General features: G+C 62.5%; 19 protein-coding genes. 8 read left to right on the forward strand and 11 right to left on the reverse strand.

Annotation, left to right across the window (positions count from 1 at the left end; genetic code table 11):
• Window positions 1-26: 26 nt before the first annotated feature.
• Together FGL95_RS11200 and FGL95_RS11205 are read left to right on the forward strand one after the other, a co-directional pair.
• On the forward strand, window positions 27-635 hold the full coding sequence (locus FGL95_RS11200) for a TetR/AcrR family transcriptional regulator (protein WP_169586593.1): 609 nt from the start codon (window positions 27-29) through the stop codon (window positions 633-635).
• Between the two features lie 30 nt (window positions 636-665).
• Window positions 666-2,105 carry a WS/DGAT/MGAT family O-acyltransferase gene (locus tag FGL95_RS11205; protein WP_169586595.1) on the forward strand — a complete coding sequence of 480 codons (1,440 nt, stop codon included), beginning with the start codon at window positions 666-668 and terminating at the stop codon, window positions 2,103-2,105.
• On the opposite strand, the gene FGL95_RS11210 is transcribed toward FGL95_RS11205, so the two are convergent.
• On the reverse strand, window positions 2,098-2,844 hold the full coding sequence (locus FGL95_RS11210) for a hypothetical protein (RefSeq protein WP_169586597.1): 747 nt from the start codon (window positions 2,842-2,844) through the stop codon (window positions 2,098-2,100). The genes FGL95_RS11205 and FGL95_RS11210 overlap by 8 nt on opposite strands.
• A 45-nt stretch (window positions 2,845-2,889) precedes the next feature.
• Here FGL95_RS11210 and FGL95_RS11215 point away from each other — a divergent pair, with 45 nt between their 5' ends.
• Window positions 2,890-3,261, forward strand: a complete 372-nt coding sequence (locus tag FGL95_RS11215; protein ID WP_169586599.1) for an MmcQ/YjbR family DNA-binding protein — start codon at window positions 2,890-2,892, stop codon at window positions 3,259-3,261.
• Between the two features lie 130 nt (window positions 3,262-3,391).
• Window positions 3,392-4,201, forward strand: a complete 810-nt coding sequence (locus tag FGL95_RS11220; RefSeq protein WP_169586601.1) for a hypothetical protein — start codon at window positions 3,392-3,394, stop codon at window positions 4,199-4,201.
• A gap of 51 nt (window positions 4,202-4,252) precedes the next feature.
• On the opposite strand, the gene FGL95_RS11225 is transcribed toward FGL95_RS11220, so the two are convergent.
• From FGL95_RS11225 to FGL95_RS11240, 4 genes are all read right to left on the reverse strand, one after another.
• Window positions 4,253-5,473 (reverse strand): MFS transporter, encoded by a 1,221-nt coding sequence (locus tag FGL95_RS11225; RefSeq protein ID WP_169586603.1) that lies wholly within the window; start codon window positions 5,471-5,473, stop codon window positions 4,253-4,255.
• 199 nt (window positions 5,474-5,672) lie between these two features.
• Window positions 5,673-6,905, reverse strand: a complete 1,233-nt coding sequence (locus FGL95_RS11230) for an NAD(P)/FAD-dependent oxidoreductase (RefSeq protein WP_169586605.1) — start codon at window positions 6,903-6,905, stop codon at window positions 5,673-5,675.
• 3 nt (window positions 6,906-6,908) lie between these two features.
• Window positions 6,909-8,321: a cytochrome P450 gene (locus FGL95_RS11235; RefSeq protein WP_169586608.1), complete on the reverse strand. Its 1,413-nt coding sequence runs from the start codon at window positions 8,319-8,321 to the stop codon at window positions 6,909-6,911.
• 36 nt (window positions 8,322-8,357) lie between these two features.
• Window positions 8,358-8,678, reverse strand: coding sequence for a 2Fe-2S iron-sulfur cluster-binding protein (locus FGL95_RS11240; RefSeq protein WP_169586610.1), 321 nt, complete (start codon window positions 8,676-8,678; stop codon window positions 8,358-8,360).
• Window positions 8,679-8,893: 215 nt separating this feature from the next.
• Here FGL95_RS11240 and FGL95_RS11245 point away from each other — a divergent pair, with 215 nt between their 5' ends.
• From FGL95_RS11245 to FGL95_RS11255, 3 genes are all read left to right on the forward strand, one after another.
• Window positions 8,894-9,394: a MarR family winged helix-turn-helix transcriptional regulator gene (locus FGL95_RS11245; RefSeq protein WP_338079815.1), complete on the forward strand. Its 501-nt coding sequence runs from the start codon at window positions 8,894-8,896 to the stop codon at window positions 9,392-9,394.
• 18 nt (window positions 9,395-9,412) lie between these two features.
• A complete protein-coding gene (locus tag FGL95_RS11250) occupies window positions 9,413-10,111 on the forward strand; it encodes a type 1 glutamine amidotransferase domain-containing protein (protein WP_169586612.1) in 699 nt (232 codons plus the stop codon).
• A gap of 191 nt (window positions 10,112-10,302) precedes the next feature.
• Window positions 10,303-11,898 carry an ABC-F family ATP-binding cassette domain-containing protein gene (locus FGL95_RS11255; RefSeq protein WP_169586614.1) on the forward strand — a complete coding sequence of 532 codons (1,596 nt, stop codon included), beginning with the start codon at window positions 10,303-10,305 and terminating at the stop codon, window positions 11,896-11,898.
• Here the strand turns inward: FGL95_RS11255 and dnaB are convergent, their stop codons facing one another.
• The 5 genes from dnaB to rpsF form a co-directional block, all read right to left on the reverse strand.
• Window positions 11,899-14,163, reverse strand: coding sequence for a replicative DNA helicase (gene dnaB / locus FGL95_RS11260; RefSeq protein WP_169586616.1), 2,265 nt, complete (start codon window positions 14,161-14,163; stop codon window positions 11,899-11,901).
• Between the two features lie 636 nt (window positions 14,164-14,799).
• A complete protein-coding gene (rplI, locus tag FGL95_RS11265) occupies window positions 14,800-15,255 on the reverse strand; it encodes a 50S ribosomal protein L9 (RefSeq protein WP_169586618.1) in 456 nt (151 codons plus the stop codon).
• Between the two features lie 17 nt (window positions 15,256-15,272).
• Window positions 15,273-15,530 carry a 30S ribosomal protein S18 gene (gene rpsR / locus FGL95_RS11270; RefSeq protein WP_169586620.1) on the reverse strand — a complete coding sequence of 86 codons (258 nt, stop codon included), beginning with the start codon at window positions 15,528-15,530 and terminating at the stop codon, window positions 15,273-15,275.
• Window positions 15,531-15,569: 39 nt separating this feature from the next.
• Window positions 15,570-16,091, reverse strand: a complete 522-nt coding sequence (locus FGL95_RS11275; protein WP_169586622.1) for a single-stranded DNA-binding protein — start codon at window positions 16,089-16,091, stop codon at window positions 15,570-15,572.
• Between the two features lie 75 nt (window positions 16,092-16,166).
• A complete protein-coding gene (gene rpsF / locus FGL95_RS11280; RefSeq protein WP_169586624.1) occupies window positions 16,167-16,454 on the reverse strand; it encodes a 30S ribosomal protein S6 in 288 nt (95 codons plus the stop codon).
• Between the two features lie 138 nt (window positions 16,455-16,592).
• Here rpsF and FGL95_RS11285 point away from each other — a divergent pair, with 138 nt between their 5' ends.
• Complete coding sequence (locus FGL95_RS11285) at window positions 16,593-17,951, forward strand: glycosyltransferase 87 family protein (RefSeq protein WP_169586627.1); 1,359 nt, start codon at window positions 16,593-16,595, stop codon at window positions 17,949-17,951.
• Between the two features lie 59 nt (window positions 17,952-18,010).
• Here the strand turns inward: FGL95_RS11285 and FGL95_RS11290 are convergent, their stop codons facing one another.
• Entirely contained in the window at window positions 18,011-19,135 is a 1,125-nt protein-coding gene (locus FGL95_RS11290; RefSeq protein WP_169586629.1) for a cation:proton antiporter, read from the reverse strand.
• Between the last annotated feature and the right edge of the window lie 10 nt (window positions 19,136-19,145).

Consider the following 19,145-nt stretch of genomic DNA (forward strand, 5'->3'; position numbering starts at 1 on the left):
AATAAGCGAGCGCTTATTCTGAGTGCATGAAATCGGTGGATGTGGACGAGAACGTCGTCAGCAGTTCCAAGGCTGCTGCACGACTTCGGGCCGCCGCGGTCGAGGCGTTCGCGGAGAACGGCTTCGGCGCGACGACGACCCGAGAAATTGCCGCTCGCCTCGAAATGAGCGCAGCCGCAATGTATCCGCACTACAAGTCGAAGGAAGAACTGCTCTTCGCCATCGCGTACGAAGGTCATCAACTGACTCTCGAATGGCTTCGAGCAGCCGATCCGGTACACGAGACGCCGTCGACCCGGTTGCGCGCCGTCGTGGGCGAGTTCGCGAAGAACCAAGCGACGCATCACGCCCGTGCTCGTGTCGTCGAATACGAACTTGCAGCCCTGACTCCCGAACACTTTCGGGCCGTCGCGGGACTGCGACGTGACGTCGTCCGCCTCGTACGGCAGATCGTCGAAGCAGGTGCTGCCGACGGCTCATTTGCCGTACCCGACGTCGAGGGAGTCACCCTCGCGATCGTCTCCCTCTGCGTCGACGTCTGCCGCTGGTTTCCCGGCGGTAGCTACACCGATCCCGACACCGTCGCAAAGCTCTATCCAGAGTTGGCGATTCGCCTCGCCGGCGCACAGTCCTAGAAATCAACCTCGCAACAAAAGGGATATCGAATGAAGCAATTGTCCGGACTCGACGCCGCCTTCTTGACGCTCGAGACCCACAACTCGACCGGGCACGTCGGCGGCGTGTGCATTCTCGACCCGGCCGACTCTCCGCACGTGCTGGACCTGGCGGCATTGACGTCGCTGATGTCCGAGCGGGCGCCGTTGATCCCGATCCTGCGGCAGCGATTGAAGTTCGTGCCGCTCGGGCTCGATCAGCCGTACTGGATCGACGACGAGTTCTTCGACATCGAGTTTCACGTCCGTGAGATCTCGCTTCCTGCACCGGGTTCCGATGCGCAGCTCGCCGAGCAGGTCGCGCGGCTGCATTCGCGTCCGCTTGATCGCCGCAGGCCATTGTGGGAGATGTACCTCATCTCCGGCCTCGCAGGCGGAAAGTTGGCCGTCTATACGAAAATGCATCACTCTGCGATCGACGGCGCGTCGGGAGCGGAACTGCTGACCGTCCTGCTCGATCTGACGCCTGAAGGCAAAAAGCGTTCGCCCGCACCAGCATTCACCCCCGAGGCTGCGCCGACTGCGACGAAATTGCTTGCGCGAGCAGCAGGTTCACTTGCGACACGTCCGCTCGGTGCCGTGCGAATCGCCACCAGCCTCGGTCGCGCACTGCCGATGGTCGGGAGCTACGTTTCGCCCTACATCGACGCAGCACTTCGCCGCGGTTCGAGCGACGGTGACGTCATCGCGACAGCTCCCGGTCTGGCGCCGCGCACCCCCTTCAACGAAGAGATCACGCTGCATCGACGGTTCGCGTTCCGCAGCGTCCCACTCGCCGACGTCAAAACTGTGAAGAACGCATTCGGAATGTCCGTTAACGATGTCGTCATGGCGATGTCCGCTGGTGCAGTGCGCAATTGGCTGATCGACCACGATGCTCTGCCCGAATCACCTTTGGTGGCAATGGTTCCGGTGTCGGTCCGTGACGAGGCCAGCAAATCGAGCTTGGGCAACAAGGTCTCTGCAATGTTGGCCTCGCTACCGACCAACATCAGTGACCCCGTCGACCGCCTCACTCGCGTGCACTCGGCGACTGTCGTCGCGAAGGCGCAGCACGCCACGATCCCGCCTGGCCTGGTCGAGAACGTGACCGACTTCGCGCCGCCGGCATTGGTTGCCCGCGCTGCCCGCGTCGCCTTTGCCACCGGGCTGCTCCATCGAATCCCGCCGTACAACTTGGTGATCTCGAACGTCCCGGGCCCCAACGTCGACGTTTTCCTCGGTGGTGCGAAGGTCGTCGCCAACTACCCGGTTTCGGTGGTGACGGACGGCCAGGGCTTCAACATCACGGTCAACAGTCTTGGCGGCGAACTACATTTCGGCCTCATCGGTTGCCGCGAGCTTGTTCCGGACATCGACGTCATCGCGACCTACCTCGTCGATGAGTTGGAGACGCTTGTGAAGCTGGCGCGAGAAGCAGAGGTCAACTAGCCGCCGTCGGAGTGCCGCCGATGAGGTCGTCCCAGTGCCGCCGCACGGGCGCCCATCGGCGGTCGAAGGCGTCAGCCCGCCGGCGCGCGCGCTCCAGCTCCTTCGCCGAGTAGCGCCACCTCGCCCAGGGCGAGGTGGGCCGCGCAATGCGGATTACTGCGACCCAGGCAATCGGCGGTATGAACATACCGAGCAACGCAGTCGGATACTTTCCCTTCAGGGCGGTAATTGTTATCAACACAAACTGCAGCAACAGCCCACCTGCGAGCCCGCCACGCACAGCGACTTCTGCGCCTTCCAGTCCCGCCACACCGACAGGCGAAAGACCGAACACAGCGAAGCCGATGCAGGCCGCAGCGAGAGTAACCATATTCACCGACAGCTGGCCTTCCTGCGACCAGTACACGTCTTGCAGCCGAAAGATCATCGCGAATTCGTCCAACACCAGCGACGAGCCTGCTCCCACCAACACTGCCGCTGCGTAAGTCCAGCCCGACAGAGGCGGGGCTCCCACCCCCGAGAAGCCGCCGACGATCAGCAAAATGACACCCGGCGTGGAGTGATGCATGTGCACGCCGCCACTGCTGATGTTGTGGAACGGTCCCTTGCCAGCTCGGATCATCCGCGTGATGGTGCGGGTCGCCAGGAACGTCACGACGAACACGACGAACCCGACCAGCAGCGGACCCTTGTATCCGTCGACGACCTCGTAGTGCCACCACTTCTCCAACCACGTCATTGCCGCGATGATAGGCAGTCGGAGACGTATGGCATCGTCGAATACGTGTCCCAACGACCTGATGTACCGCTCGACATGGTCGAACGGCTACGAGGCATCATCGAGCGATTCCCGAGCTGCCGCGAGGAAATCGCCTGGGTCGGCGTGCGTTGGCGAGTCGGCAGTGCGACAGTCGCTCACGTTTTCGGCGGTGAGGACCAGCTCTTCCGGATCATCTTTCGCGCCGAAGCAGGGGAAGTGCTGGCCTTCGAGAACTTAGGTCCGCCGTATTTCAAGACGGAGTGGGGTGCCAACGTCGTTGGCCTCCTGCTCTCCGACGACACCGACTGGGACGAGCTCGCGGAACTGCTCACCGATTCTTACTGTTTGCAGGCGCCCGCAAAGCTGGCTGAGCAGGTAGGCCGACCAGGCGATTGATCAGCGTGGGATCCACGTCGTTTGGGCGGGTGTCGCCCGCGAATCTGCCGAAAGCAGGCTCGTCGCGGGTGGATCAACTGCTAACTTTACGTCGCTCGTCGGGGTGGTTTGTGACACGAGAGGAAGCGTCATGCCCGACGTAATCGTGCGCCAAGCCCGGACGAAATGGCTTCTAGCCGCGACACCCATCCTGCTCTTGTTGACGCACTACGCAGCGGTCCTGCCGCACGAGTTCGCCCATTCGACCGTTGCGTGGCTCGTCGGGATCAAATCTGTTCCGGGAGACATCTATTGGGGTCCGGGCAGCGTCGTCAACATTTTGCTGCTCGTGGATATCGACGAGAACGTCGACTACTCGGCGGCGCTCGACGCCGGGCGAAATTGGCAGGTCGCGCTGGTTGCGTTCGCCGGTCCGATTCTTGTCAACGGCGGGTTGTACGTCGTGTCGCGGTTGCTGTTGCGAACGTCGTATTGCGCGGCCCGGCCGAATTTCACGTACGTGCTGTTCTGGTTCTATTTGATGAACGCAGCGAACCTCTTTTGCTACATCCCGTTGCGCGTATTTCCCGAAGATGGCGATGTTTACAATTTCCTGCGCGGAACCGGCATGTCCCCACTGTGGGTATACGTCGTTGGCGGGTACGTAGTTCTGTGGGTGATGTTCGATATGTACCGCGTTGTGCTGCCCGATGTTCTACGAATCTGCGGTTTCATCTCTCACGTCGAGCGTGCGGTGGTTCTGGTCGTCGCATCTGCCGTGATATTCGGCTACTTCGCGATACCAGGCTTGCTCGAAGACAACAACAATTCGGTCCTGATGGGGCGCACGTCATTGATGGCAATTCCCGTCATCCTTTTGCTCACATGGCGGCGGATAGTGCTGACGGATTCCGCCCCCGCCGCGGCCGTTGCATCGGAAACCAGTCGAACACCCTTGTGAGTCTTTTTGGAGTCCCTGGACTCCTAAAAGACTCACGACCGTTGAATGCAATCAGGCGTTGAGGGTGGACGATCGCGATCTGGACTCGCGGCGCCAGAAGAGCAACCACAGCGCTGAGCCGACAACTGAGGCGGCGAATCCGATCCAGCAGACGCGTGCCCACCCGCCGGACTCGTATGCGAAGCCGGCGGTGACGGACCCTGCGACTCCACCCGCGAAGAAGGCGACCATGTAGGCAGTTGTGAGGCGACTTCGGGACGTGGGATCCAGTGCGTAGACCGCGGTTTGGTTCGACAGGTGGACCCCTTGAATTCCGAAGTCGAACAACAGAAGCGCGACGATGAGAGCGATGACGTTGTGCCCGCCCCAAGCGATGAGCGCCCAGCTGACGAGAACACACCCCCATACCGCGGTGGTCACGCCGACGAGGTGTCCGCGGTCGGCGAGTTTCCCCACCCGCGGGGCGCCCATGGCACCCGCGACACCCGCCAGACCGAAGAGGCCGATGACGAAATCGGAGTAGTGGTATCCGCTGGACCGGTCGCCGGCCAGCAGGAAGGCCATCGCGGTCCACACGCCCGAGAAGCACGCCATGCTGAGAAAGCCGAGCAGCATTCGCTGGCGAAGTACACGGTGTCTACGGATGAGTCGGATGATCGACGTCAGGACTTCGCCATAGCGTTCGCCAGTTGCCGCCGGACCTGTCGCTGGGGCGAGCACGTACACGCCAATTGCCATGAGTAACTGAAGCCCAGCCGCGAAGAAGAGAATTGCCCGCCAGCCGCCGAACTCCGCCAACGCGCCGGCCAGAATTCGGGACGACAGAATGCCGAGGAGCAAGCCGCTCATCACAATGCCGACCACGTGCCCGCGTTCACGCGGACCCGCCAACGCCGCGGACCAGGGTACGACTATCTGCGCGGCCGATGCCGTCACGCCGGTCAGGAACACGCCGACCAGCAGCAGGCCGAAACTGGGTGCGACCGCCGAAAACAGCAGTGCTGCCATGGAACCGGCGAGCAGTCCGGGAACCATGCGGCGGCGTTCGAGGAAGTCGCCAAGGGGGACGACGAGTGCAAGTCCACACAGGTAGCCGACCTGTGTGCCGCTCACGAGCAGACTGGCCGACGTTGTGGACACCTTCAGGTCGTCCGCGACACCGTCGAGCAGCGGCTGTAGGTAGTAAAGACAGCCTGCCGACGTGCCCGCGGTGACCGCAAAGATGATTGTGATCGAGCGTTTTATGACGGTTTCGTCTGAATTCGCAGTCACAACACAGAATCTGCCACGAGGCGGCCGATACCGACAGCGAACCGGCGATCCGAGGTGTCGCAGGCGTGCTCGTCAACATCAGGCAGCACGAGGGCTTCGTATCAGGATTCCAGCTCGCAATGGCTTGCACCGCCGGACTCTGTGCATTATCCGGGGTCGTCGCATGGATGCTGTTGCGTCGAGGCGCAGCGGTCGCGAGCTAGACGCGGTTGGCCAGGGCCGCCTTCAGTAGCTCGTTCAGTGCGGTGTCCGGACTCGCAAGTTGGGCTTTGTCGACCGGAACTCGCTCGCCGATGGCCCGTCGACTGAACATGAATTCCTGTGGGCGGTTGACGCAATCGGCGGCGATCAGATCGTCGTCCTTGAAGTAGAAGCAGGCGAAGCTTCGACCAGCCTCGGGATCTCCGCGAAGCACGACATCGTCGTAACCGGCGTTGAGACCAGCGATCTGGAGCTTGAGTTCGTACTGATCGGACCAGAACCACGGCAGCGCAGTGACGGTCTTGTCCTTGCCGCACATCGTCGCGGCGGCGACCTTTGCTTGTTCGCCGGCACTCGGCACTGATTCAAGCCGCAACTGGCGGTCGTAGCGCGTCATGAAATGGCTCGCGCAGTCGCCGGCGGCGACAATATCCGGGTCGCTGGTCACGGCGTGGTGATCGATGATCACGCCATCGTCGACAGCCAAGCCCGCGGCCTCGGCGAGCTCGGTGTTGGGCACGACCCCGATGCCGATGATCACGACGTCCGCTTCGATCAGCTCACCGTCGGCGAGGCGTACTCCGCGCACGTGGTCGTCGCCCTCGATTGCCGAAATCGCAACGCCGGTGCGAAGTTCGACGCCTTCTTCGCGGTGGACGCGGCTGTAGAAGGCGGACACCTCGGGTGCGGTGACTCGCTGCAAAACCCGCTCGGCGCTCTCCAGAACGGTGACGTGGACATCGAGCTTTCGCAACGACGCTGCGGTCTCCAAACCGATGTAACCCGCCCCGATGATGGCGACCCGGCTTGCAGCGGAGACTGAGCTGCGAATTGCCTCGATGTCGGCCGCATCACGGAGGTAGTGCACGCCTGCCAGCTCGGCACCGGAAATCGGGAGTTGGCGCGGACGGGCGCCGACACATAGTGCGAGCTTGTCGTAGGAGATGTGCTCGCCATCGGTAAGAGTGACCGAGTGCGCGTGTCGGTCGATGCTCGCCACGCGCCCGACGCGGAACGTGATGTCGTGTTTCGCGTAGAACTCGGCCGGGCGGATCAGCAGATCATCCATCGTGGACTTACCGGAGAGGTAGGTCTTCGACAGCGGGGGTCGGTGGTAGGGCAGGCCTGGTTCGTCCCCAAGGAGCAGGATCTCGCCGTCCCAGCCTTCCTGACGCAGGCTGGCGCAGAGCTGTGCGCCAGCATGGCTGGCGCCGATGATCAGCGCACGCATAGGTCAGGACTTCTTCGCGGTGAGCTCGACCATCAACTTCGAGTAGCCGCGAACGAACGTCGACTGCACGATCTCGGGCTCTTCCAAGACCTTGATGTCCTCGAACCGGGGAAGTAGCTCTTCCCACAAGATGCGGAGCTGCATCTCTGCGAGACGGTTACCCATGCAGCGGTGGATGCCGAAGCCGAATGCGATGTGGTTCCGGGCGTTCTTACGGTCGATGATGAGCTCGTCAGGACGCTCGAAATGCCGCTCGTCCCGGTTGGCCGACGAGTACCACATGATGAGCTTGTCGCCCTTTTTGATGTGCTGGCCGTTCAGGACCGTGTCTTCCTTGGCTCGGCGGGCCATGTATGCCAGCGGCGTCTGCCAACGGATGATCTCGGAGACCATATTCGGAATCAGCTTCGGGTCGGCCTTGAGCTTGGCGAACTGGTCCGGGAACTTGTTCAGCGCCAACACACCGCCCGACATCGAGTTGCGGGTCGTGTCATTGCCGCCGACGACGAGCAGTACGAAGTTGCCCAGGAACTCCATCGGCTTGTCGATCATGTTCTTGGTGCCTTCGTCAGCCAGCATCAAGCTGATCAGATCGAAGCCCGGTTTCTCACCTGCGGCGATACGTGCCGCCTTGTCGTGCCACAGATGCATGACCTTGCGCAGCATCGGAACTGCGGCACTGAACGTCTCGTCGAGATCGGACGTGCCGCCCGTCGCAGCCGGGACGCCGGAGGCCAAGTCGGAGATCTGCGTGAGCTCGCGACGATCCTCGTACGGGTAGTCGGCGAGCGTGGCGAGCATACGGCCGGTCAGCTCGATCGAGACACGGTCCACCCAGTTGAACGGCTCGCCGACGGGGAGCTCGTCGAGCACCTCCTGGACGCGAGAGCGGATGAGACTTTCCATCTCTTTGAGGTTCTTCGGGGCGACGACGCCCTGCACCGCGGCGCGCTGAACGTCGTGCTTCGGCGGGTCCATGGCGATGAACATCCGAATATCGAACCCAGCGGGCATCTTGCCCATCACGATGTACGGCTCGGCCGAGAACACATGGTGGTTCTTGTCCACCGCAAGGACGTCCTCGTACCGGGTGACCGACCAGAACGGTCCGAACGGACCCTTCTTCTGGAAGTGCACCGGCGACTCGTCGCGCAGCCGTTTGAGATGTGACTCCCACTGTCCCGCTCGATAGAGGAACGGGTTGCTCATGTCGATATCGGCAAGCGGAATGGTGGCGCCGTCTGCGATCGGCTTCTCGACGAAGCGCGGAGATCGTTCGCGCCTGTCCACGACCCGACGCGCACGGTTGTAAAGGTGCGCTCCGCGGACGAGTTGGTCGATCGGAACGACTTGCTCGACCTTGCTCCGTACGGGATCGACTACGTTGTTTTTGACGCGACCGACTACGTTGATCATTCGCTTACCTCGCCGTGGCTCGAGAGACGCTCTGGACTACATCTGGAATTCGGGAAGTTTGACGGTCATGCCGTCCATCGCCTCGGTGACCGCGATCTGACAGGCGAGGCGAGATGTCGGTTCGCGTTCGGGAGTCAGGTCGAGCATCTGCAGCTCTTCGGCGTTGTGTTCGCCGGTCTTGCCATACCAGTCGGCCTCGAGAATGACATGGCATGTACCGCATGCGCATTCACCGCCGCAGTCGCCGTCGATGCCCGCAACGCCATTGCTCGTCGCGAGCTGCATCAGCGAACTTCCTTCGACGATCTCCGCCTCGGTCGATTCGCCGTCGTATGAAACGAACGTGATAGTTCCCATGTCCCCATCCTCGCTAGCCGAGGGCCACAAAGATTGGGGCGCAACCGGCTACCTTGCCTTGTTGTTCGAGCCCGACGCGCCAACGACCCGCGGGATTTACAAAATAATGGCATATGTCTCCATGGTCGACAAGGGGGCTAGTGATGTCAACTCAAGTTTTTCAGTTCGATCACAACAATGTTGTGCTACATATTAGTTGTGGTACATTCGGACTTGTGACCGAACCTGCTGAGCTGGATTGCGATCTGGGCTGGTCCGTCGCGATGCTGATGCGCGACTACAAAGCGCATGTCGAACCGACGCTCGCGGACCTGCCGCGTGGCGCGCGCGGCTATCAACTGCTGTACACCGTGGTGCGCAAGCAGATTCGCACCCAGGTCCAGCTCGCCGACTACCTCGGCATCGACCGTTCGGTAATTCCGTACGTCGTCGACGACTTGGTCGAAGCGGGCTTGGTCGACCGTCGGCCCGACGCAAACGATCGACGAATTCGCACCGTTGTTGCGACAGACGAGGGCATCGAAACCCTTCAGCGTCACGAAGCCGCTGTCGCGCACGCCGAGCAGACCTTTCTCAGCGCGCTCGACACAGCCGACCAACAACTGTTCCGGTCGCTGCTGAGCAGAGTCGCTCGGCAGGCTCGCGATCACTCTCGTCCGGACTCCGGGGCCGGCGACACCCGCCGTAAGGCTGCCCGATCGACACCAACCGACTAACCAAGGAGAACTCAGCCCATGTCGAACACAAACCGCATCCTCGTCATCGTGACCAATGTGAACGAATACGAGAAGGTGGGATACCGCACCGGACTCTGGCTCGGCGAACTCACTCACTTCTACGACTTCGCCGTCGAGAACGGCTTTGCCGTCGACATTGCCAGTCCGGCGGGCGGATTCGTGCCCATCGATCCCGAAAGTCTCGCCCACGACTACCTCGACGAGCTCGGAACCGGTGAGCGCTACCGCGACCGCGAGTTCATGAACCTTCTCGACGACAGCAAGAAGATCGCGGACGTCGACGTCGACGATTACGACGCGATCTACTTCACCGGCGGACACGGGGTCATGTTCGACTTCCGGGGCGACGAACTCGGCGCCCTCACAGCGAAGTTCTACGAGAGCGGCAAGATCGTGTCTGCCGTCTGCCACGGACCGGTCGGCCTGCTCAACGTGCCGCTCAGCACCGGCGCAGCCATGATCGCAGGCAAGAACGTCACCGGATTCTCTTGGCCCGAAGAAGAATTGGCACAACGCGCCGACGCAGTTCCGTTCAATCTGCAGGAAGAGATGGCCAAGATCGGCGCGAACTACAGCATGGCCGACAAGCCCTTCGAAACGTACGTGGTCGAGGATGGGCGACTGATCACTGGCCAAAATCCCGGCAGCGCACGCGCTGTCGCCGAAGCCGTCGTCGGAGCACTGCAGGCCGCGTAGCGGAATTCAGGTTCGTCGGCGAACTGGGCTGTCACGCGTTAATTGGCTTGTCAGATCGGAACATGCCGTTTAGCCTCGAAAAGGTCTTGCCCCCGACGATCGGAGACGGAGCGTTGTTCATCCAGAAGTAGTCGCTCGCCACAGCCGCACATCCGCGTGCTGTGTCCGCTTGCACTCTTCTTGGAGGACACATGGCTGCTACGTCTCTATCCATTTCGGATCTCACCTTCATCTGGCCTGACGGCGAGCCCTTGTTCGAGGGCGTCGATCTCGTTCTCGGTCAGGGCCGCACAGGGCTCGTCGGCCTGAACGGGTCGGGCAAATCCACGCTGCTGCGCTTGATCGCGGGGCGGCTGTGCCCGGAGCGCGGCTCGGTCACTGTGTCGGGTGCGTTGGGGTACCTGCGGCAGGATCTCACGATCAGCACTGGACAGCGCGTCGACGAGATCCTCGGTATCCGCTCGACACGGGACGCGTTGCACCGCATCGAATCCGGCGCGGCGACCGAATTCGACTTCGACGACGTCGGCGGGCAGTGGGACATCGAGGAACGTGCGGTCGCGCTGCTCGGCAAGCTCGGACTTGCCCACATCGTCGCCGAGCCAGCCCAGCTGGAGCGGACGATCGAAACACTCTCGGGCGGCGAGGCCGTATTGCTTGGACTCACCGCGGAACTGCTGCGCGATCCCGACGTCTTGCTGCTCGACGAACCGACGAACAATCTGGATCGCGTTGCGCGGGAACGCCTGTACGAGGTCGTCGCGCAGTTCCCCGGCACACTCGTCGTGGTCAGCCACGATCGCGAACTGCTCGATCGGATGGACATCATCGCGGAGTTGCGCGACGGCGGTGTGCGGCTGTTCGGCGGCAACTTCACCGTTTACGAGCAGACCGTTGCCGCCGAGCAGGAGGCAGCGCGTGCGGCGTTCCGGGACGCGAAGAACGACGTCCGCAAGCAGGGCCGCGAGCTCGTCGAGGCGCGCACGAAGCTCGACCGGCGAAAGCGCTACGGCAAGAAGATGTTCGAGCAGAAGCGCGAGCCCAAGATCGTGATGGGGTTGCGCAAGATGCAGGCCGAGGAATCGGCCGGCAAGTTGCGCAACAACCACATCGAGAAGCTCGAGGAAGCCAAGGCGACACTCGACGAGGCGGAGAAGGCGCTGCGTGACGACAGGGAGATACGAGTCGATCTTCCCGCGACGCGGCTGTATCCGGGCCAGGACGTCATCGACCTCGACGACTTCCCGCTCGCGTGCGGACCGGTGGTGACGTTGAAAGTCTCAGGGCCGGAACGGATTGCCCTGACCGGACGCAACGGCATCGGCAAGACGACGCTGCTCGACGCTATCGCTGCGCAAGGTCCGAAGGTGCCATCGCGGACGCTACCCCAGCGCCTCGACATCTTCGACGAGTCGCTGTCGGTATTCGAGAACGTGGCTCACCAAGCGCCGCATGCGCTGCCCGAGGAGATCCGTGCGCAACTCGCGCGCTTCCTCTTCCGCGGCGCCGACGCCGACGTCGCTGCCGCCGCCCTGTCCGGCGGCGAACGGCTGCGCGCCGCACTCGCGATGCTGTTGCTCGCCGAACCCGCGCCACGTCTGCTGATGCTGGACGAGCCGACGAACAACCTCGACCTACCGAGTCTTGCGCACCTGACGCAAGCTCTCGCGAGCTTTCAAGGCGCGCTGATCGTGGTCAGCCACGATCAGCCGTTCTTGCAGCAGATCGGGATCACACGGTGGGTCGAACTCACGGAGGAGGGGTTATCCACTGCGCCGGTCGGATAACTAGCCCCGCGCCATGTCGACGAAGCGGCTCAAATGCAGTTGGTGCGCAACGGTAATGGTGGCGGTGGGACCGTTGCGGTGCTTGCCGAGGATGAGGTCGGCCTCGCCACCGCGGGGGTCGTCGCGTTCGAAGGCGTCGGGGCGGTGGAGCAGGATCACCATGTCGGCGTCCTGCTCGAGCGAGCCGGATTCACGAAGGTCGGACACCATGGGGCGCTTGTCAGTGCGCTGCTCCGGACCACGGTTCAGCTGACTGATCGCCACAACCGGGACCTCGAGCTCTTTGGCCATCAGCTTCAGGCTTCGGGAGAATTCGGAGACTTCTTGCTGGCGTGATTCGACCTTCTTGCCGGAGGTCATCAGCTGAAGGTAGTCCACGACAATGAGTTTCAGGTCGTGCCGTTGCTTGAGCCGCCTTGCCTTGGCGCGGATTTCCATCATCGTCAAATTCGGCGAATCGTCGACGAAGAGCGGGGCTTCGCTGATCTCGCTCATACGGCGCGCGAGGCGAGTCCAGTCGTCGTCATTCATGCGGCCGGACCGCATATCGCCGAGCTTGATCTTCGCCTCGGCAGACAGCAGGCGCATGACGATCTCGGTGCGGCTCATTTCCAGCGAGAAGATGACGCTGGCGAGGCCGTGCTTGACCGAGCATGACCGCATGAAGTCCAGGCCCAACGTGGAGTTGTGGGTGGGCACCATGGCGCGGCTGGCGAGGTAGAGGTGGTCGGGGTTGTCGACCTCGACGCATCGAACGGGGACGCTCTCGATCCGGCGCACGGCGACGATGGTGCGTGACGTGGAACCGGCGCGGACCTTCGCGCGAGTTTCTTTGTGCACCAGCGCCTTTGCATGCAGGTGAAACACGTCGTCGTCGGCGGCGAACATGAGTGAGCCGGAGACGCGGCGGCAGCTGTAGCCGAGGCTGACAATCAGTTCGGCGACCGTGCGAGAGAGGGCCTCCGTCGTGCACGTCACGCAGACCATGCCGTTCTCGAGGACCTCGCCCTCGGCGTCGAGCAGGCCCGCGAGCAGGTCGCGGCGTTGCGCCTCGGAACCGCGCAGATATTCGGTGGGCACGTGCTTGTCGTCGAACACGCCGACCGCACGGAGGTAGCCGCTGCTCAGGATGCCCTCGGCCTCGATGCGGGCGAGGATCTGTTGGTCCGGCGCGGCGAGGTCGGCCGACAGCGGATCGCCACAACCCAGCCAGGCGCCCAATGTGTAGGGCGCGATGAGATATTCACGCGGACGCATATCGAGTGGCCGTACATTCGCGACCACGTGGTGGGCGGATACGGACACGGCGATGTCGCCGGTCGTGCGGACGTCAGGAGAGTCGTTGATTTCGGTGAGCCACTGGTGCTGCTCGTCGGCAACGATAACGGTGCCGTCGGAGAACTCGACCGAGTAGCACGGCCGGTCGGTGAGCACGCCCGTCACGGCTACGACGCGGGTGGGGCGACCTTCTGCATCGAGTAGTTCGTCGCCGACGGTGACTGCGCCCATCGTGGTCCAGCCGCGAGGCGTCGGCAGCGGCGTATCGAGACCGAGCGCTTTACCGACACCGGGACGCGCAGCAACGATGATCATCTGGCCGGGATGCAGACCGTTCGTCACCTCATCGAGCTCGGCGAAACCCGTTGGCACGCCCAGCGAAATGCCGCCGCGCGATGCGATCGAGTCGATTTCGTCCATCGTGGGCTGCAACAGCTCTTCGAGCGGTACGAAGTCCTCCGCAGTACGGCGCTCAGTGACCTCGTAGATCTCCGCCTGAGCCCTATCGACGACCTCGGCGACATCCTGGCCGTCGGCTCCTGCATAGCCGTACTGGACGATCCTGGTGCCTGCTTCGACGAGCCTGCGCAGAATCGCTTTCTCGCTGACGATCTCGGCGTAGAAGCCGGCGTTCGCGGCAGTCGGCACAGTCTGGGTGAGCGTGACGAGGTACGAGGGCCCGCCAATGCGGCGCAGCTGACCGCGACGGTCCAACTCTGCTGAGACGGTGACCGGGTCGGCAGGTTCGCCGCGCGCATACAGATCGAGAATCGCGTCGTAGACGTCCTGATGGGCGGGACGATAGAAATCGCCCGGGCGCAAACGCTCCAGGACGTCGGCGATTGCGTCCTTACTGAGCAACATGCCGCCGAGTACGGACTGTTCGGCAGCCATGTCTTGCGGCGGCTGACGACCGAAATCTTCGCCCGTCGGTGGCTCGGTCTGGTCCGAATAATCCGCGTGACCTCGGTCGTCGACTACCGCCATGCGATCGCCCACCTCTCCGTCAACGCATGCTGCGCACGCACTTGCTCATGCCGCACTACTCGGCAACTTTGCCTCGAACGTAAGTTCTACCCCGACGTACCGACACCATGCTTTGGCAACACTGGCAAAGCGGCCTTCCGGAGACGCTTGGATGACCCTAGGGAGGAACGGTCAGCGATTCAAACTGGCCTGTGTACACAGGTGTGGAGCAAATGTGGAATGTCGTGGACAGCCGTGTGCACATGGTGGGGACAACCTGGGGACAGACCCAAATCACACTGCCATTTATGCTGGAAGAGACCATTTTCCACGAATTTCAGCTGTGGATGGAAAAGGTTGCGGCGTGTCGTAAAAGTGGCGCCTTCGGGCGTGTTGAGTAAACGTGCCCTTAACTTCAATATGACATTCGACACATGATGGGCAGTATGTTTCTGAGTCGGCAAACAGACTCACCATTAGGGGCACGCCCCGAAACTAGTCGCCTAATGTGCGGGAGCAAACAGACGGCGAATGCCTCGCAAATGCACATCCACGCGCAAAATCGGAAACGCGAGTCCAGGGCGACATTGCTGCGGAATTGGCAGACGCGAAACAGCCCCGCGGACATCTGTCCGCGGGGCTGTTCCGAATTTGTGGCTATGCGCCTGCGACGTCCAAATCGAATGTCGCGGTCACGTCGGGATGCAGGTTCACGCTGACCGAATGCTTTCCGGTCGCCTTGATGTGAGCCTTCGGCAACACGATGCTGCGCTTGTCGACGATCGGACCGCCTGCAGCCTTGATGGCGGCGGCAACGTCGGCCGGTGTGACGGAGCCGAAGAGCTTGCCGGATCCACCTGACGTCTTCGCCTTCAGCGTCACCGAACCCAGATTCTGGATGGCCGTCTTGAGCTCGTTAGCGTGCTCGAGTCCACGGACCCGGCGTGCTTCCTGAGCGCGGCGGATGCCGGCGACCTGCTTCTCGGCGCCCTGTGAGGCGACGATCGCAAGACCACGCGGCAAGAGGAAGTTACGGCCGTAGCCGTCCTTCACCTCGACCGTATCGCCGGGCGCACCGAGGTTGTCGACATCAGCAGTGAGGATCAACTTCACGATTGTGTCTCCCTATCTCAGCGAGCCGTCGAAACGTAAGGAAGCAATGCGACCTCACGCGAATTCTTCACTGCGACAGCGACACGACTCTGGTGCTGCACGCAGTTGCCAGTGACTCGACGCGCGCGGATCTTGCCACGGTCGCTGACGTACTTACGCAGCATCGTCGTGTCCTTGTAATCGATCGGTGTGCCACCGGTCTTGGACTTTTCAGCCTTGCAGAACGGGCACGCCTTCTTCTTCAGTACCTTGTCGCGCGCGGGCGGCTTAGGCATGGTCTTTCTCCATAACGGTTGGTTGATCCCCTCCGGGGATCAGAAAGGTGGTTCGTCGTCTGTCCGAGAGCCGCCGAAGGAGCCGGACGCTTGCGGCGCACTGCCCCAAGGGTCGTCTCCTGCGGAACTCTGGGGGCGTCCGCCGGCAGGAGGAGCATTCGATGCTCCGTACCCGCCGCCCGCACCGCCACCACCGCGGCTGGCCTTGTTGACCTTGGCCGTGGCGTACTTCAGCGATGGGCCGATTTCGTCGACCTCGAGCTCCACGACAGTGCGCTTTTCGCCTTCTCGAGTTTCGTACGACCGCTGCTTGAGCCGACCGCTCACGATTACTCGTGAACCGCGGGTCAAGCTTTCCGCAACGTTCTCCGCTGCCTCGCGCCAGATGTTGCAGCGCATGAACAGTGCTTCGCCGTCTTTCCATTCGTTGGAATTACGGTCGAACGTGCGTGGTGTGGACGCGACGGTGAAGTTGGCTACCGCTGCGCCCGCGGGCGTGAATCGAAGCTCGGGATCAGCCGTCAAATTTCCGATGACGGTGATGACTGTGTCGCCTGCCATGTGGGTTCCTCCTGGTTTCGTGTCCTGTTGCGTTAGAGCCTAGGTTGTGTGACCGACAGCACGAACGCGAACAAGTCACTTGTCCTGGCGGATGACCTTCGTGCGCAGCACAGACTCGTTGAGGCTGAGCTGGCGATCCAGTTCGCTGACCGTGGCGGGCTCTGCACTGATATCGATCACTGCGTAGATGCCTTCGGTGTGCTTCAGGATTTCGTAAGCCAGACGACGCTTACCCCAGATGTCGACCTTGTCGACTTTGCCGCCATCCTGGCGAACAACATTGAGGAACGTATCCAGGGACGGGGCGACAGTGCGCTCGTCCAGGTTTGGATCGAGTATGACCATCAATTCGTAATGACGCACGGAACCTCTTCACCTCCTATGGACTAAGAACGGCCACGGACGATCCGTGACAGGAGAGTCGTTGCGTCAGCAACCTGAGATACGGTACACGACAGCCCCTTGACCTGCGAAATTGATGAGACCGCATAGGGTGGCCTGATGCGCCCCGGTCCCCGCGCCCGAAACGCGACACTTGCGGTCGTCGTGCTGCTGTGCGGACTCACGTTGCTGGCCGCATTCTTCAACAAGGCCCGCTGTTCCGGGGCGCCGTTCGACGGTGACGGTCGCAGTGTGGTCTTCGACGAACTCAAGGATCGCGACGCCTGCTACTCCGATATCCAGTTCCTCTGGCTGGGCCGCGACGTCGACAATCACGTCTTTCCCTATATCGACGGAGCGATCACCGACGGTGGTGCGCTCGTCGGCGGCGCAGTCGAATATCCAGTGCTGAGCGGAACTTTGATGTGGATCGGCGCGCTGGGCGCGCACAACGACGCCGAGTTCCTCCTGCATTCGGCCCTGCTGCTCGCGCCCTTCGCATTGCTGATCGCGTGGATGCTGGGGCGTTTGGCCGGCCGCGCGGCGATGCTGTGGTCGATCGGTCCGCCGCTGATTCTGTACGCCTTCCACAACTGGGAGCTGCCGGTCGTCGCCGCGTCGGTCGCGGCGGTGTTCGTCGTCGCGTCGTGGAATCGAGTGTCGTTGCGCCAACGGGCGACCGCAGCGGCAGTGTTGCTCGGGGTCGGTTTCTGCTTGAAGCTCTACCCCGGGCTGTTCGTCCTGCCGCTCATGGCCTACGTCCTCACTGGCGGCATCGGTGGGCGAGAATTCCCTGCCGATTTCCGACGTCGCTACGACGTGCGAGGCGCTATCGGAGTGGGTCTCGCCGCTGCGGGCACGGCCATCGCCATCAACTTGCCGTTCGCCCTCGCCGGGTTCGAGGGGTGGCGCGCGTCGTTCGAGTTCCAGCAGCAGCGGGAAGCCGACATCACGACCAACTCGATTTGGTTCTGGGGCGTTCGGCACCTGTTCGGCACCAGCGGCGCGGCAGAGGCGTCGTTTCAGCACACCGTGAGTGTCTTATCGCCGGTGATGGTGCTGGGGTCGTTCGCGCTCGCTCTGTGGCTGGGGTGGCGGCGCTACGGGGTCGACGGCACTTATCCGTGGGTGGCGGTCAGCGGTTCGATGCTGTGCGGATTCCTGCTTTTTCACAAGGTCCATTCGCCGCAGTACACGCTGTGGCTGATCCCGTTCTTCGTTCTGCTGACGGTGCCGTGGGGGACCGTGCTGTGGTATCTCGTCGCCGACCTCGCCGTCGGTATTGGTGTGTTCCAATACTTTTGGGCCCTGCAGACCGCCGGCGCCGTCGAGTGGACCGAGAACATCGTCCAGTTCGGTGTGTGGGGGCGCGCCGCGTTGCTTGTCTACTTCTTCTTCATGTTCCTCCGCGCGAAGCCGAGGGGTACTCCCGAACCCGTGCCCGTCGAGTCGCCAGGACGGGAACTGGTCGCCATCTGACCCTGTGCGTGAATTTAGCCCCCAGGAGGGCCAAACTCACTCACAGTTGGCGAGAGTGCTCAGCGCTTCTTCGCCGCCAGCGCGCCGGCGCCACCGGCGACGGCCATGGTGACGAGTGCGCCGAGGATCAGCGCGGCGGGTTCACCGGGTTCGAGCAGATGCAACTGGGTGCCGACCGTTACGGCAGCGACGGGGACGCCGAGCTGGGTGGCGGCCAGGGCGGTCAAGGGCAGTGGCTGACCGAGGAACCTCGTTGCCGCATGCGTTGCTACTGCTCCGAACCCGAGGGCCAAACCGAGCAGGATGTACACCGGGTGATCGCCGAACTCCCGCAGGTTGATCTTCGAACCGAGCCATACGAAGAACAGCGGTCCGAGGAAGCCGTCGTTGATGGCGAAGAGCTGTCTGGCAACTCGCCGCGGCTCGCCGATTCCGGCCACCGCTAGCCCGAAGGAGAAGCCCGCCAACATGATCGAGACGTGACTGCTCGTGGCGAGCGCGGCGAGGGCGAACAGCACTGCCAAGCTGACCCGCAATTCGATGGCGAACTTTCGCTCCTCGGACAGCTCGTGCACCTTGCGTCTCAGCCCGGACCCTTCGAGATAGCGCAGCACGAAGAACAACACTGCGGCACAGGCAGATACGGCAACGGCGCCGAGCGCGGCTTTGCCTGCGTTCGCCGAATCGATCACCAACGGCAGTGCGACAATGCATGCTGTATCGGCGATGGCGACTTGCGCCGTCAGCTCGAGAATCGACGTACCGCGCAGGCCGAGCGAGTCGACGATCGGCAATGCCAAGGCCGCCGACGACGATGCCAGCAACACGGCATACAGCGCTGCGTGACCGGTGTCGAAAGCTGTTGCGAGCAACCAACCGAGGACGGCAGCAAGCACCCCGACCGTCACCGCGCGTGCCGCGCCTTTGCCGATCGCACCACGGACAGCGGGATCACGAACGGGGACATGGGTTCCCGCAACGAACATCGTCAGCGCGAAACCGACGTCGCCGAGAAATGCGAATGTTGGCTCCGTCGCGTCGAGTACGGCGAACCCGGTGGCGCCGAACACCGCTCCAGCTGCCAGCTCGCCCAATACGACTGGGACGTGCCAGTTCTGGCGGATTGCCAGAAGCGGGCCGGCTAAGCCGATCACCATGACCAGCGCCAGAGTCGCGAAACTCATGGCGTGGCAA

It is taken from the genome of Antrihabitans stalactiti (assembly GCF_012932915.1).
GTDB lineage: Bacteria > Actinomycetota > Actinomycetes > Mycobacteriales > Mycobacteriaceae > Antrihabitans > Antrihabitans stalactiti.